General features: G+C 70.7%; 6 protein-coding genes, 1 tRNA gene and 1 rRNA gene. 7 read left to right on the top strand and 1 reads right to left on the bottom strand.

Annotation, left to right across the window (positions count from 1 at the left end; translation table 11 throughout):
- From rrf to ACZ37P_RS36135, 3 genes are all read left to right on the top strand, one after another.
- A 5S ribosomal RNA gene (gene rrf, locus ACZ37P_RS36145) occupies positions 1-86 on the top strand; the annotation flags it as partial.
- A gap of 133 nt (positions 87-219) precedes the next feature.
- Positions 220-948 (top strand): DegT/DnrJ/EryC1/StrS family aminotransferase, encoded by a 729-nt coding sequence (locus tag ACZ37P_RS36140; RefSeq protein WP_355338780.1) that lies wholly within the window; start codon positions 220-222, stop codon positions 946-948.
- Between the two features lie 71 nt (positions 949-1019).
- Positions 1020-1092 (top strand) — tRNA-Thr (locus ACZ37P_RS36135).
- 134 nt (positions 1093-1226) lie between these two features.
- Here ACZ37P_RS36135 and ACZ37P_RS36130 read toward each other — a convergent pair.
- Positions 1227-3899 (bottom strand): SpoIIE family protein phosphatase, encoded by a 2673-nt coding sequence (locus tag ACZ37P_RS36130; RefSeq protein ID WP_467350651.1) that lies wholly within the window; start codon positions 3897-3899, stop codon positions 1227-1229.
- Between the two features lie 325 nt (positions 3900-4224).
- Between ACZ37P_RS36130 and ACZ37P_RS36125 the strand changes: the two genes are divergently transcribed.
- The 4 genes from ACZ37P_RS36125 (at position 4225) to ACZ37P_RS36110 (ending at position 14741) form a co-directional block, all read left to right on the top strand.
- The gene (locus tag ACZ37P_RS36125) at positions 4225-9708 is read left to right on the top strand and encodes a HAMP domain-containing protein (protein ID WP_355338118.1); all 5484 of its coding nucleotides are present in this window, start codon (positions 4225-4227) and stop codon (positions 9706-9708) included.
- Between the two features lie 253 nt (positions 9709-9961).
- Positions 9962-10660 (top strand): response regulator, encoded by a 699-nt coding sequence (locus tag ACZ37P_RS36120; protein WP_188286139.1) that lies wholly within the window; start codon positions 9962-9964, stop codon positions 10658-10660.
- A 127-nt stretch (positions 10661-10787) separates the two neighbouring features.
- On the top strand, positions 10788-13568 hold the full coding sequence (locus ACZ37P_RS36115; RefSeq protein ID WP_467350648.1) for a DNA translocase FtsK: 2781 nt from the start codon (positions 10788-10790) through the stop codon (positions 13566-13568).
- A gap of 363 nt (positions 13569-13931) precedes the next feature.
- Positions 13932-14741, top strand: coding sequence for a helix-turn-helix domain-containing protein (locus ACZ37P_RS36110; protein WP_188286150.1), 810 nt, complete (start codon positions 13932-13934; stop codon positions 14739-14741).
- The last annotated feature ends 38 nt before the right edge of the window (positions 14742-14779 follow it).

The raw sequence follows: 14779 nt of genomic DNA, 5'->3' as shown, positions 1-14779 counted from the left end.
GTTACATTCCGAACCCGGAAGCTAAGCCTTTCAGCGCCGATGGTACTGCAGGGGGGACCCTGTGGGAGAGTAGGACACCGCCGAACAATCTTTATCAATGCCTTGGCCCCCGAGCTTCGACTCGGGGCCCAAGGCATTTTTGTTTTCCGTTACCCTCTGTTCACATCGCTCCGAGACTCTGGGCCTCCCGATAGGCGGAGGTGTGGAGACGTGCAGCAGATGACGACTGCCGGACGACGGCACAGGATCGCTTCGGACGCGACGGCCGCCGCGCTGCGCACGTCGCTCGAGGAGCTGGGTATCGGGACAGGGGACGAGGTCATCGTCCCGTCGTTCGGACCGGGCGCGCCGGCCGACGCCGTCCGACTCGCGGGCGCCACACCGGTGTTCGCGGACATCGACCCCCGGACGTTCTGCCTGGCCCCCGAGGCCGTCGCCGCGGGCGTCACGGCGCGGACGGCCGCGATCGTACCCGTCCACGTATTCGGGCACCCCGCGCCGATGGCGCGGCTCGACGACCTGGCGTCGCGCCGTGGTCTGGCGCTCGTGGAGCAGGGCACCGAGGGCGGTGTCGAGGAGGACGCGGGAGTGGTCGCCCGGCGGCGGGCGCACGCGCGGTTCCTGGACTCGGCGCTCAAGGGCGTGGTCGTGCCGTACACCGAGCCGGGGGCGCACCACCTCTACCGGCAGTACGCGGTACGGATTCCCGGCAACGGCCGGCCGGACCGGGACGCCTTCGCCGCGGCCCTGGCGGCACGGGGCGTGCGGGCCACCGTGAGCGTGCCCGTACCGGTGCACCGGATGCCCGCGCACCGGTCGGGGGCCGTGTTGCCGCAGACCGAACTGGTGGCCGCGGACAGCCTGTCGCTGCCGGTCCACCCCGGCATCACCCAGCGGGAGTTGACGCACATCGCGGACGCCTGCAACGCGCTCGGCGGGCTGCTGTGAACCGCCGCTGAACGACCCCTGAGCGTGCTTCGAGCACCCGCGTTCATGGGATAGGATCTTCCCATCGACGCGCCCCAATAGCTCAGTCGGTAGAGCGTCTCCATGGTAAGGAGAAGGTCTACGGTTCGATTCCGTATTGGGGCTCGGCACAGAAGGCCCTCACCGTCAGGTGGGGGCCTTCTTCATGCCGTCGCGCACCAGGACCCGCGCCAAGAACCTCGCGCCGAGGACCGCGCGAAGAATCCCCGCGCGAAGAATTCCCGTGCGAAGAACCCGCGCTACTCGGACTTCTTCGGGACCCGCATCGACAGGATCGCCATGTCGTCGGACGGCGCGTCAGAGGCGAAGCGCTCAACGGCCCGTTGGATACGGGCGGCCACGGCGCCCGCGGTCAGGCCCGTACAGGTGGACAGGACGTCGGCGAGGCCGTCGTCGCCGAGCATGCGGGTGCCCTCGCGGCGCTCGGTGACGCCGTCGGTGACGCAGAGCAGGACGTCGCCGGGGTCGAGGGAGACGGTCTGCTCGTACAGTTCGAGGTCGTCCATCACGCCGAGCAGCGGCTGCGGTTCGGCGGCGGGTTCGACGGTGCCGTCGGGGCGCAGGCGCAGCGGGAGCGGGTGGCCGGCGCAGACCATGCGCAGGACGGCGCTGCCGTCGTGCTGGGGCCACAACTCGCCGTACAGGAGCGTGAGGAAGCGGCTGCGGGCGCCCTCGTCGAGGATGGCGGCGTTGAGGCGTTCGAGGACGGCGGGGCCGCCGAAGCCCTCGCGGGCCAGCAGGCGCAGCGCGTGCCGGGCGAGGCCGGTGACGGCGGCGGCCTCCGGGCCCGTACCGCAGACGTCGCCGATGGCGAAGCCCCAGCAGCCGTCGCGGATCGGGAAGAGGTCGTAGAAGTCGCCGCCGACCTCGTTGCCCTCGCCCGCGGCGCGGTAGACGACCTCGACCTCGACGCCGGGGATGTGCGGCAGCTCCGGCGGCAGGAGGCTGCGCTGGAGGGCCTGGCTGATCGCGGTGCGCTCGCTGTAGAGGCGGGCGTTGTCCAGGGCGAGGGCCGCTCTGCGGGAGAGGTCTTCGGCGAGTTCGAGGATCTCCTGGCGGAAGCGTTCGTCGGCGGGCTTGCCGAGGGTGAGCATGCCGATGACCCGGTTGCGGGCGACCAGCGGCAGGACGACCGTTTCGCCGCCGACGGCCGCCGCGGTGGCGAGCGCGACACCGGGGGCGCTCGGCGCGCGCCCGCCCTTGCCCGAGGTGGGTGTGGCGGCGTTCGGCGCGGACGAGGAGGGCGCGGAGCGCGCGCCGACCCCGAGGCTGCGCAGAGAGGCCCGCAGGGCGCTGGAGTGGGCCGCGTCGGAGGGCGCGGTCCACATGCGGGCGCCGGGTGTCGGGTCGGGCTCCGGAGGCCGTACCTGGGACAGCAGCGCCTTGATGCCGTCGATGCGGTCCTCGTCCTCGTGCAGGACGAAGGCCAGCTCCGGCTCCGACTGCTCGGCGATCGTGTAGACCGCGCACCAGTTCGCCAGCGTCGGAACCGTCATCTGGGCCATGAGGGCCAGCGTCTGGTCGCGTTCCAGCGTGCCCGCGAGCAGGTCGGACGCCTCGACGAGGAAGGACAGCGAGCCGCGGCGCAGCCGTTCCAGCTCGGTGAGCCGGGCGCTCTCCACGGCGAGCGCGATCCGGTCGGCGGCGAATTGGAGCCGCAGCGCTTCCTGGTTGTTGTAGCGGCCAGGGGCCTCGGCGGCGACGCCGAGCGAGCCGGTCAGGCGCCCCTCGACCTTGAGCGGCACGGTGACCACCGAGCGCATGCCGGTGCCGGACAGCAGCGGTACGGCGCCGGGGACCGCGGTGAGGTCCTCGTGGACGGCCGGCATACGGGCGCTGCCGTAGCGTCCGGTGCCCGCTTCGACGGGGACGCGGGCGAAGCGCTGGCGGGCGGACGGCAGGCCGGTGGAGGCGCGTACTTCCAGCTCGGTCTCGTCGTCGGTGGCGAGCAGCAGGTAGGCGGCGTCGCCGTCGAGCATGTCGCGGGCGCGTTCGACGGTGCGCTGGAGGAGGCTGTCGAGGTCGTCGGGGGCGGGGGAGCCGATGAAGACCTCGAAGGCGTCCGTGGTCTTGCCGCGCTGGCCGAGGCCGGATTCCGCGCTGCCGGAGCCGCGGGACGGCGTCTGGAGCACGGCGCGCTCCTCGGCGCGCACCAGCAGGATGACGGTGGAGGGCTCGCCCTCGCTGTCGCGGACGCGCAGGTGGGAGCCGTACACGGGCAGGACGCGGCCGTCGGCGTCGCGCAGGCCGTAGGTGCCTTCCCAGCGGGAGTGCAGCAGGGCCTCGGCGAGGCCGATGCCGGTGCCGGGGGTCTGCGGCCAGGCGGTGAGGTCGGCGAGCGGTTTGCCGACCACGTCGGCGGCGGGGTGGCCGAAGAGCTCGGCCGCGTCGTCGTTCCAGCGCGTGATCGAGCCCATGCGGTCGACCTGGACGACGGCGACGCGCACGCTCTCGTCGGTGAGCGGGAGGTCGGCGGCGGGCAGGACGGGTCCCGCGGAGCGGGTGCCGGCGGGGCGCTCGGGCAGGTCGAGCTGGAACCAGACGTGCTTGCCCGCGCCGGTGTACTCCACGCCCCAGCGGCTGGCCAGGGCGGCGCACAGCAGCAGGCCGCGCCCGCCCTCGTTGTCGGGGTCGCGGAACTGACGGCCTCTGCCCTGGATGGGGATCTCGCGGTCGGGGTAGTGGTCGGCGACCTCGACGCGTACGGCCGTCTCGTACCGCAGACACTGCACGTCGGCGGCGGTGCCCGCGTGCACGACGGCGTTGGTCACCAGTTCGCTGGTGAGCACCACCGCGTCGTCCACGACGTCGGCGAAGCCCCAGCCGTGCAGGGTGTCGCGTACGAAGGCACGCGCGACGGCGACTGACCGCCCCACCGGTTCGAAGCTGGCCGCAGCGCGCGCCGTGATCACCGGTCTCCTCGTTGCTCGTCCGTGGGCGGGTCCGCTGACCGGTCCCGCCGCCCGTGCCGCCGCCGTCCTGCCCGGTCCTCGTCGGCGGCCCCCTGAGGTGTACGCCTGGCAAGGTGCGGCGCCGCCGACACAAGAGCCAGGTTACTTACCCACGCGGACACCGCGTGCGCCGGTTGCGGGTGTTTCCACCCCGAACGTGCCACGGGTTATCAGCGTTGCCGCCGAACTGTTATGGCCGGGTGGGGCCATGGTGAAACACTGGGCATGCTCTCAAGGCAGCAATCTTGCACTTTTGCAGGTCGGTCGACCCTCCAGGAGGGACACGGTGGAGTCTGGCGCATCGGCGCGGGGCACGAGCACGCGCACGAAGAACGGGCGATCCCGCGCCAGTGGGACCGTAGAGGTCGATTCGGCCGCGCTGGTCAAGCTCCTCGGAGCGCTGGCCGCGATGCGGGACGGGAACTTCCGCAAGCGGCTGACGGTGTCGGGTGACGGCGTGATGGCGGAGATCTCCGCCGTCTTCAACGAGGTCGCGGACCGTAACCAGCACCTTACCGGTGAGCTGGCCCGGGTCCGGCGGGTCGTCGGCCGGGAGGGAAAACTCACAGAGCGGCTGGAGACCGGTGCCTGCGAGGGCGCCTGGGCCGCCGCGATCGAGGCGTCCAACGCGCTGGTGGACGATCTCGTACGGCCGGTGTCGGAGGTCGGGCGGGTGCTGTCGGCGGTGGCCGAGGGCGACCTGGAACAGCGGATGGACCTGCGGTCGCAGAACGCGGACGGGTCGGCGCACCCGCTGCGCGGCGAATTCCTCAAGGTCGGCCGGACGGTCAACGGGCTGGTGGACCAGCTCTCCGCGTTCACCGACGAGGTGACGCGGGTGGCCAGCGAGGTCGGTACCGAGGGCAAGCTGGGCGGCCAGGCGAAGGTCCGGGGCATGGCGGGGTCCTGGAAGGACCTCACGGACTCGGTCAACACCATGGCGTACCGGCTGACCGCCCAGGTGCGGGACATCGCGCTGGTGACGCAGGCGGTCCTGAAGGGCGATCTGTCCCGCAAGGTCACCGTGCACGTGGCCGGCGAGATGCTGGAGCTGAAGAACACCGTCAACACGATGGTGGACCAGCTCTCCTCGTTCTCCTCCGAGGTGACCCGGGTGGCCCGCGAGGTGGGCACCGAGGGCGAGCTGGGCGGCCAGGCCCAGGTGCCGGGCATGGCCGGTGTGTGGAAGGACCTCACGGACTCCGTGAACCTGATGGCCGGGAATCTGACGGCCCAGGTGCGGGACATCGCGCAGGTGACGACGGCGGTCGCCAACGGCGACCTGTCGCAGAAGATCACCATCGGCGCGCGCGGCGAGGTCGCGCAGCTCGCCGAGACGATCAACGCGATGACCGAGACGCTGCGGACGTTCGCCGACGAGGTGACGCGGGTCGCCGGTGAGGTCGGCGCCGAGGGTCTGCTGGGCGGTCAGGCGCAGGTGCCGGGCGCGGCGGGTACGTGGAAGGACCTCACCGACTCGGTGAACACCGCCTTCCGCAACCTGACCGGCCAGGTGCGCGACATCGCCCAGGTGACCACGGCGGTCGCCAACGGCGACCTGTCCCAGAAGGTCACGGTGGACGTCTCCGGCGAGATGCTGGAGCTGAAGAACACCGTCAATACGATGGTCGACCAGCTCTCCGCGTTCGGCGCGGAGGTGACGCGGGTGGCCCGCGAGGTCGGCGTCGAAGGTGTGCTGGGCGGTCAGGCGCAGGTGCCGGGAGCGGCGGGTACGTGGAAGGACCTCACGGACTCCGTGAACACGGCCTTCCGCAACCTGACGGGCCAGGTCCGTAACATCGCGCAGGTCACGACGGCGGTCGCCAACGGCGATCTGACGCAGAAGGTCACGGTGGACGTCTCCGGCGAGATGCTGGAGCTCAAGAACACTGTCAACCGGATGGTCGACCAGCTCGGTTCCTTCGCGGCCCAGGTGACGCGGATGGCGCGCGACGTGGGTACGGAGGGGCGGCTGGGCGGTCAGGCGCGGGTGGACGGTGTGGCCGGCACCTGGAAGGACCTGACGGACTCCGTCAACTTCATGGCCGGCAATCTGACGTCCCAGGTGCGGCAGATCGCGCAGGTCACGACGGCTGTGGCGCGCGGTGACCTGTCGCAGAAGATCGACGTGGACGCGCGCGGGGAGATCCTGGAGCTGAAGAACACCATCAACACGATGGTCGACCAGCTCTCGTCGTTCGCCGAGCAGGTGACCCGCGTGGCCCGTGACGTGGGTACGGAGGGGCGGCTCGGCGGCCAGGCGCAGGTGCCAGGCGTCGCCGGTGTGTGGCGCGACCTGACCGACTCCGTGAACGGCATGGCGGGGAATCTGACGGCCCAGGTCCGCAACATCGCCGAGGTCGCCACCGCTGTGGCGCGCGGTGACCTGTCGCAGAAGATCGACGTGGACGCCCGGGGCGAGATCCTGGAGCTGAAGAACACCCTGAACACGATGGTCGACCAGCTCTCCGCGTTCGGCGCGGAGGTGACCCGGGTGGCCCGCGAGGTGGGCACCGAGGGCATCCTGGGCGGGCAGGCCGAGGTGCAGGGCGTCAGCGGCACCTGGAAGGACCTGACGCAGTCCGTCAACTTCATGGCGAACAACCTGACCAGTCAGGTCCGCAACATCGCCGATGTCACCAACGCGGTGGCGCAGGGCGACCTGTCCCGGAAGATCACCGTCGACGCCAAGGGCGAGATCCTGGCGCTGGTGACGACCGTGAACCAGATGGTGGACACGCTGTCCGCGTTCGGTGACGAGGTCACGCGCGTGGCCCGCGAGGTCGGTACGGAGGGCCAGCTCGGCGGCCAGGCGCGGGTCCGTGACGCGTCGGGCATCTGGAAGGACCTCACCGACAACGTCAACCTGATGGCCAACAACCTGACCAGCCAGGTGCGTTCGATCTCGTCGGTCGCCACGGCCGTGGCCAACGGCGACCTGACGAAGAAGATCACCGTCGAGGCGCGCGGCGAGGTCGCGCAGCTCGCCGAGACCATCAACACGATGGTGGACACGCTGTCGGCCTTCGGTGACGAGGTCACGCGCGTGGCCCGCGAGGTGGGCACCGAGGGCATCCTCGGCGGCCAGGCGCGGGTGCCGGGCGTGGCGGGCACCTGGAAGGACCTCACCGAGTCGGTGAACGGCATGGCGTCCAACCTGACCGGTCAGGTGCGGCAGATCGCGCAGGTGACCACGGCGGTCGCCCGCGGTGACCTGTCCAAGAAGATCGACGTGGACGCGCGCGGCGAGATCCTGGAGCTGAAGACGACCATCAACACGATGGTCGGCCAGCTCTCCGCCTTCGGTGACGAGGTGACCCGCGTCGCCCGCGAGGTGGGCACGGAAGGACGTCTGGGCGGTCAGGCGCGGGTGCCCGACGTCTCGGGCATCTGGAAGGACCTCACCGAGTCCGTGAACCTGATGGCGAACAACCTGACCAGCCAGGTCCGCAACATCGCGCAGGTCGCGACCGCGGTGACCCGCGGCGATCTCAATCTGCGGATCGACGTGGACGCGGCGGGCGAGATCCTGGAACTCCAGGACTACATCAACACGATGATCGTCCGTCTGCGCGAGACCACGCTCGCCAACAAGGAGCAGGACTGGCTCAAGGGCAACCTGGCGCGGATCTCCGGCCTGATGCAGGGCCGCCGCGACCTCGGCGACGTGGCCGCGCTGATCATGAGCGAGCTGACCCCGGTCGTCTCCGCGCAGCACGGCGCCTTCTTCCTCGCGGAGGACACCCAGGAGGTCGGGGAGGAGTACGAGCTGCGGCTGATCGGCGCGTACGGCTTCTCCAAGCGGACGATGTCGTCGGTCTTCCTGCCGGGGGAAGGGCTGATCGGCCAGGCCGCGGTGGAGAAGCGCTCGATCCTGATCGAGAACGTGCCGCCGGGTTATCTGAAGATCACCTCGGGGCTCGGCGAGGCACCTCCGTCGCACGTCATCGTGTTGCCGGTGCTCTTCGAGGGCCGGGTGCTCGGCGTGATCGAACTGGCCGCCTTCCAGCCGTTCACCCAGATCCAGAAGGACTTCCTCAATCAGATCACCGACATCATCGCGATCAGCGTCAACACCATCTCGGTCAACACCAAGACCGAGGGACTGCTCAAGCAGTCCCAGGAGCTGACCGAACAGCTCCAGGAGCGCTCGGCGGAGCTGGAGAACCGGCAGGCCGCCCTGGAGATGTCCAACGGCGAGCTGGAGGAGAAGGCCGAACTGCTGGCCCGGCAGAACCGCGACATCGAGGTGAAGAACACCGAGATCGAAGAGGCCCGCCAGGTGCTGGAGGAGCGCGCGGAACAGCTCGCGGTCTCGATGCGCTACAAGTCGGAATTCCTCGCCAACATGTCGCACGAGCTGCGCACCCCGCTCAACTCGCTGCTCATCCTGGCGAAGCTGCTCGCCGACAACGCGGACGGCAACCTCTCGCCCAAGCAGGTCGAGTTCGCCGAGACCATCCACGGCGCCGGTTCCGACCTGCTCCAGCTCATCAACGACATCCTGGACCTGTCCAAGGTCGAGGCCGGCAAGATGGACGTCTCGCCGACCCGTATCGCCCTGGTGCAGCTCGTGGACTACGTGGAGGCCACCTTCCGGCCGCTGACCGCGGAGAAGGGCCTGGACTTCTCCGTCCGGGTCTCGCCCGAACTGCCGGTCACCCTGCACACCGACGAGCAGCGGCTGCTCCAGGTGCTGCGCAATCTGCTGTCGAACGCGGTGAAGTTCACCGACAGCGGCTCGGTGGAGCTGGTGATCAGGCCCGCGGGCACCGAGGTGCCGCAGTCGATCAAGGAGCAGTTGCTGGAAGCGGGCACGATGCGCGAGCCCGACCAGCCGCTGATCGCCTTCTCCGTGACCGATACGGGCATCGGCATCGCGGCCAGCAAGATGCGGGTGATCTTCGAGGCGTTCAAGCAGGCCGACGGCACCACCAGCCGGAAGTACGGCGGTACGGGCCTCGGTCTGTCGATCAGCCGCGAGATCGCCCGGCTGCTCGGCGGCGAGATCCACGCCGACAGCCAGCCGGGACGCGGCTCGACCTTCACGCTGTATCTGCCGCTGTCCCTGGGCGACTTCCCGCAGGCGCTGCCGCAACTGCCCGCGGGCGGCCACGGCGGCGACTTCGAGCAGGGCTCGGCCGGCGACCGGGCGCGCCCGGGCAGCAGCCTGGCCCGGCTGCGCCGCCGTTCCGCGCAGCCCCCGCAACTGCCCGAGGGCGGCGGCCAGTCCAACGGCTCTGCGCCCTCGAACGGGTCGGGTCCGCGCGGCGGGTCCGCGAACGGCTCGGCCAACGGCTCCGCGCAGTCGCGGGGTCCGGGCGGAGCGGGCACCGAGGACACCTGGTCCGACGAGGGGCACCCCGACGCGTACACCGGCTTCTCCGGCGGCTTCAGCGGCGAGAAGGTGCTGATCGTGGACGACGACATCCGCAATGTCTTCGCCCTCACCAGCGTCCTCGAACAGCACGGCCTGACCGTGCTGTACGCCGAGAACGGCCGCGAGGGCATCGAGGTCCTGGAGCAGCACGACGACATCGCCGTGGTGCTGATGGACATCATGATGCCGGAGATGGACGGCTACGCGACGACCACGGCGATCCGCAAGATGCCGCAGTTTGCCGGGCTGCCGATCATCGCGCTCACCGCGAAGGCGATGAAGGGCGACCGGGAGAAGAGCATCGAGTCCGGGGCGTCGGACTACGTGACCAAGCCGGTCGACACCGACCATCTGCTCACCTTGATGGAGGAGTGGATGCACGCCCGGTGACGGCCGGGCGCGGGCCCGGCGTCGCCATGGGCCCGCGCCCGCGATCGTGCGCCCGATGAGGTGTGAGGGCGCCGATTAAGGGGAACCTTCTGGTCTCCGCCTACGTTTGCGGTACGTGTTGAGTGACCTGGCGGTGACAGGGTGTGGCGAACGGCGGGGTGCGGCTACCATGACCGGCACAAGGACGGGCGGCACGACGGAGTCGTCCCCGGGGGCGGCGACCGGTGTAGTGCCGGGGCGAGGAGGGCGGGCCATGGTGCAGAAGGCCAAGATCCTCCTGGTCGATGACCGGCCGGAGAATCTGCTGGCGCTTGAGGCGATCCTCTCTGCGCTCGATCAGACGCTGGTACGGGCATCGTCCGGGGAGGAAGCGCTGAAAGCGCTGCTCACCGATGATTTCGCGGTGATCCTGCTCGATGTCCAGATGCCGGGCATGGACGGGTTCGAGACCGCGGCGCACATCAAACGGCGGGAGCGGACCCGGGACATCCCGATCATCTTCCTCACCGCCATCAACCACGGCCCGCACCACACCTTCCGGGGGTACGCGGCGGGCGCGGTCGACTACATCTCCAAGCCGTTCGACCCGTGGGTGCTGCGCGCCAAGGTGTCGGTCTTCGTCGACCTCTACACCAAGAACTGCCAGCTCCGGGAGCAGGCCGCGCTGCTGCGGCTCCAGTTGGAACAGGGCGTGCCGTCCGCCGCGGGCGCCAACGGCAGGGGACGGGGCGCGGGCGAACCCGCGGGGCTGCTCGCCGAACTGTCCGCGCGGCTGGCCGCCGTCGAGGAGCAGGCCGAGGCGCTCACCAAGCAGCTCGACGAGTCCGCGGACGCCGCGGCCGTCGCCACCGCCGCCCACCTGGAGCGCAAGCTGACCGGCCTGCGCCGCGCCCTGGACGCGCTCGAACCGGGCACCGGCAACGGCGTCGTCAAGCTGCCGAATCAGGAGTGAGCCGTACGGGGAAGGCCGCGCGCCGCTTTTGACGTCGCGTCAGTCCCCGGCCCCGGCCGGACGACACGAACGGGCGTACTCTCAGGCACGCGTGTCACCCGATCACAAGGGCGGTAACCTCGGCACCATGGCCTCACGTACGTCCGGCACCGCCAAAAAAGCCCCGGCGAAGCCTGCGGCCAAGAAGACCGCGGCGAAGAAGCCCGCCGCCGCGAAGAGCGCCGCGGGGAGACCGCCCGCCAAGAAGGCAGCGGCGGCCAGACCCGCGCCCCGGCCCGCACCGTCGCCGACCAGCGGGCTCTTCCGCATGGCGCGCGCCGTGTGGCTCGGCCTGGCGCACACCGTGGGCGCCGTCTTCCGCGGCATAGGGCGCGGCGCGCGCGGCCTGGACCCCGCGCACCGCAAGGACGGCCTGGCGCTGCTCCTGCTCGGCCTGACCCTGGTGGTCGCCGCGGGCACCTGGTCCAACCTCCAGGGCCCGGTCGGCAACCTCGTCGAGGTCCTGATCACCGGTGCCTTCGGCCGCCTGGATCTGCTCGTGCCGTTCCTGCTCGGCGCGGTCGCCGTACGCCTGATGCGCCATCCGGAACAGCCGGAGGCCAACGGCCGGATCGTGATCGGCCTGTCCGCCCTCGTCATCGGCGCGCTCGGCCTGGTCCACCTGGCCTGCGGCGCCCCCGGCCGCGGCGAGGGCGCGACCGCGATGCGCGACGCGGGCGGCCTGCTCGGCTGGGCCGCCGCCTCCCCGCTCGTCTACACCGTCGGCTCGGTGCTCGCCGTCCCGTTGCTCCTGCTCTTCACCGGCTTCGGCCTGCTCGTGGTCACCGCCACCCCGGTGAACGCGATCCCGCAGCGGCTGCGCCAGGCCGCCACCCGGCTCGGCGTGTACGAGGCGCCCGCGGACCCCGAGGCGGTCCCGCTGGAGGAGTTCTTCGAGGACGAGGACGACCCCCGCACCGCCGCCACCACCGACGAGTCGCCCGTACGGCGGCTGCCGATCCGCTTCGGCAAATCGGCCGCGGAGCCCTACGACGTCGACAGCGACACCGACCCCGACGAGCGCTCCGCCGTCGCGTCCGCGGCCGGGGGCGACCCGGGCGCCGACGAGCCCAAGCCGCGCCGCCGCCCCAGGCGCCGCTCCGAGGCGCTGCCCGGCGACCGGGACGAGGACGGCAGGGACGCGGTGGACGTGGCCGCCGCTGCCGCCGCCGCGCTGGACGGCGCGGTGCTGCACGGTGTGCAGCCCTCCCCGCTGGTCGCCGACCTCACCAGCCGGATCAGGAAGCCGGTGCCGGCCGCGCGCGCCGAGGACACCCCGGAGGAGTCCGGCGGGGTCCCCGCGGAGTCCGGCGGCGTCCCCGACCTCACCAAGAAGTCGCCCGAGACCACGGGACCGCCGCTGCCGCCCCGCGCGGAACAGCTCCAGCTCTCCGGCGACATCACCTACGCGCTGCCCTCCCTGGACCTGCTGGAGCGCGGCGGCCCCGGCCGTACCCGCAGCGCCGCCAACGACGCGGTGGTCGCGGCGCTCGGCCAGGTGTTCAAGGAGTTCAAGGTCGACGCGGTCGTCACCGGCTTCACCCGCGGCCCGACGGTCACCCGCTACGAGGTGGAGCTGGGCCCCGCGGTCAAGGTCGAGAGGATCACCGCGCTCGCCAAGAACATCGCCTACTCGGTCGCCAGCCCCGACATCCGGATCATCAGCCCGATCCCCGGCAAGTCCGCGGTCGGCATCGAGATCCCCAACAGCGACCGCGAGATGGTCAACCTCGGCGACGTGCTGCGCTCCGCGGAGGCCGCGGGCGAGGACCACCCGATGACCGTCGCGCTCGGCAAGGACGTCGAGGGCGGCTACGTGATGGCCAACCTCGCCAAGATGCCGCACGTCCTGGTCGCGGGCGCCACCGGCTCCGGCAAGTCCTCCTGCATCAACTGCCTGATCACCTCGGTGATGGCCCGCGCCACCCCCGACGAGGTCCGGATGGTGCTGGTCGACCCCAAGCGCGTCGAGCTGACCGCGTACGAGGGCATCCCGCACCTGATCACCCCGATCATCACCAACCCCAAGCGGGCCGCGGAAGCCCTCCAGTGGGTGGTGCGCGAGATGGACCTGCGCTACGACGACCTCGCCGCGTACGGCTTCCGGCACATCGACGACTTCAACGCCGCCGTGCGCTCGGGCAAGGCCAAGACGCCCGAGGGCAGCGAGCGCGAGCTGACGCCGTATCCGTATCTGCTGGTGATCGTGGACGAGCTGGCCGACCTCATGATGGTCGCGCCGCGTGACGTGGAGGACTCCATCGTCCGCATCACGCAGCTCGCGCGCGCCGCGGGCATCCACCTGGTGCTGGCCACCCAGCGGCCCAGCGTCGATGTCGTGACCGGTCTGATCAAGGCCAATGTGCCCTCCCGGCTCGCCTTCGCGACGTCCTCGCTCGCCGACAGCCGCGTCATCCTGGACCAGCCCGGCGCCGAGAAGCTGATCGGCAAGGGCGACGGGCTCTTCCTGCCGATGGGCGCGAACAAGCCGATTCGTATGCAGGGCGCCTTCGTCACCGAGGACGAGGTCGCCAAGGTCGTCGACCACTGCAAGGCGCAGCTCACGCCCAGCTACCGCTCCGACGTCACGGTCGGCAGCGGCCCGAAGAAGGAGATCGACGAGGAGATCGGCGACGACCTGGATCTGCTGTGCCAGGCCGCTGAGCTGGTGGTTTCCACCCAGTTCGGCTCCACGTCGATGCTCCAGCGCAAGCTGCGGGTCGGTTTCGCCAAGGCGGGCAGGCTGATGGACCTGATGGAGTCGCGCGGCATCGTCGGCCCCAGCGAGGGCTCCAAGGCGCGCGACGTGATGGTGAAGGCCGACGAGCTGGACGACGTCCTCGCCGAGATCCGCGGCGGGGGAGCGTAGGAGCGGCCGGTCCTGAGCCGGGCGTCGGCAGGTCGAGCGCGCGGGAACGGCCGGTCCTGTACGTACCGGGGGCCCGGACGGCCCACGGAAATGCGTAAGTCACGGGACTCGGGGAATGTGTTGGGGCAACCGTTTCTCCTGTTCGTACGTCAAGTTGATACAGGGGGGCTCGTATCGATGCACACGGGTGAACCTGTCGGCTTCCGACGACGATCCTGACCGCGATCCCGATGGCAACCCCGACCGCGATCCCGATGGCAATCCTGATGGCGGACAAAAAGTGATCGTCCGGTTGCCGCCGCGTTTCGTACCCCCCCTAGACTGAACTTCCAGCAGGTGGCTGCACCCTCGAAAGGCGCCCTCGTGTCCGTCGGCAACTCGCCCTCCGAAGACCGGCCTTCGGTCGGTCACGCCCTCGCCCAGGCCCGTATCGCGGCGGGGCTCTCCATCGACGAGGTCAGCACCAGCACGCGGGTGCGCGTCCCGATCGTGCAGTCGATCGAACAGGACGACTTCTCGCGGTGCGGCGGCGACGTCTACGCCCGCGGGCATATCCGGACCCTGGCGCGCGCCGTCGGCGTCGACCCCGAACCGCTGGTCGAGCAGTACGTCGCCGAGCACATCGGCGAGGAGGCGCCCGCTCCCGTCGCGCCGCTCTACGAGGCGCAGAAGATCCGTTCGGAGCCGCGCCGGGCGAACTGGACGGCGGCCATGGTCGCGGCGATCGTCGCCGTGGTGGGCTTCGTCGGCTTCACGGTCTTCACTGGCGGCAGCGGCGGCGACAAGACCGCGGCGAACTCCCCGAGCCCGTCCGCGACCACCAGCGCGCCCGCCGTCACCCAGTCGCCGCAGAGCAACGGCGCCGATCCGAAGACGGACCCGACCGACAGCGCCATCGCCGCGGCCCCGCCCGGCAAGGTCACCGTCAAGATCAGCGCCGAGAGCGGCACGAGCTGGGTCCAGGCCAGTGACGGCAACGGCAAGCAGCTCTTCCAGAAGTCGCTGAAGAAGGGCGAGTCCCAGACCTTCACCGACGACAAGAAGATCAAGCTCGTCGTCGGCAACGCGGGCGCCGTCAAGCTCTTCGTCAACGGCAAGGACCTCGGCGCCGCGGGCACCGACGGCCAGGTGGTGCGTCTCACCTACACGCCGGGTGACCCCACGCAGGGCTGAATTGTGCTTCCCCGCCGTCCCGGCACCACCGCGAGCAC

This window comes from Streptomyces sp. NPDC024632, from assembly GCF_055559175.1.
The sequence above is the reverse complement of the archived record's forward strand: the minus strand, read 5'-3'. Positions and strand labels throughout refer to the sequence as shown.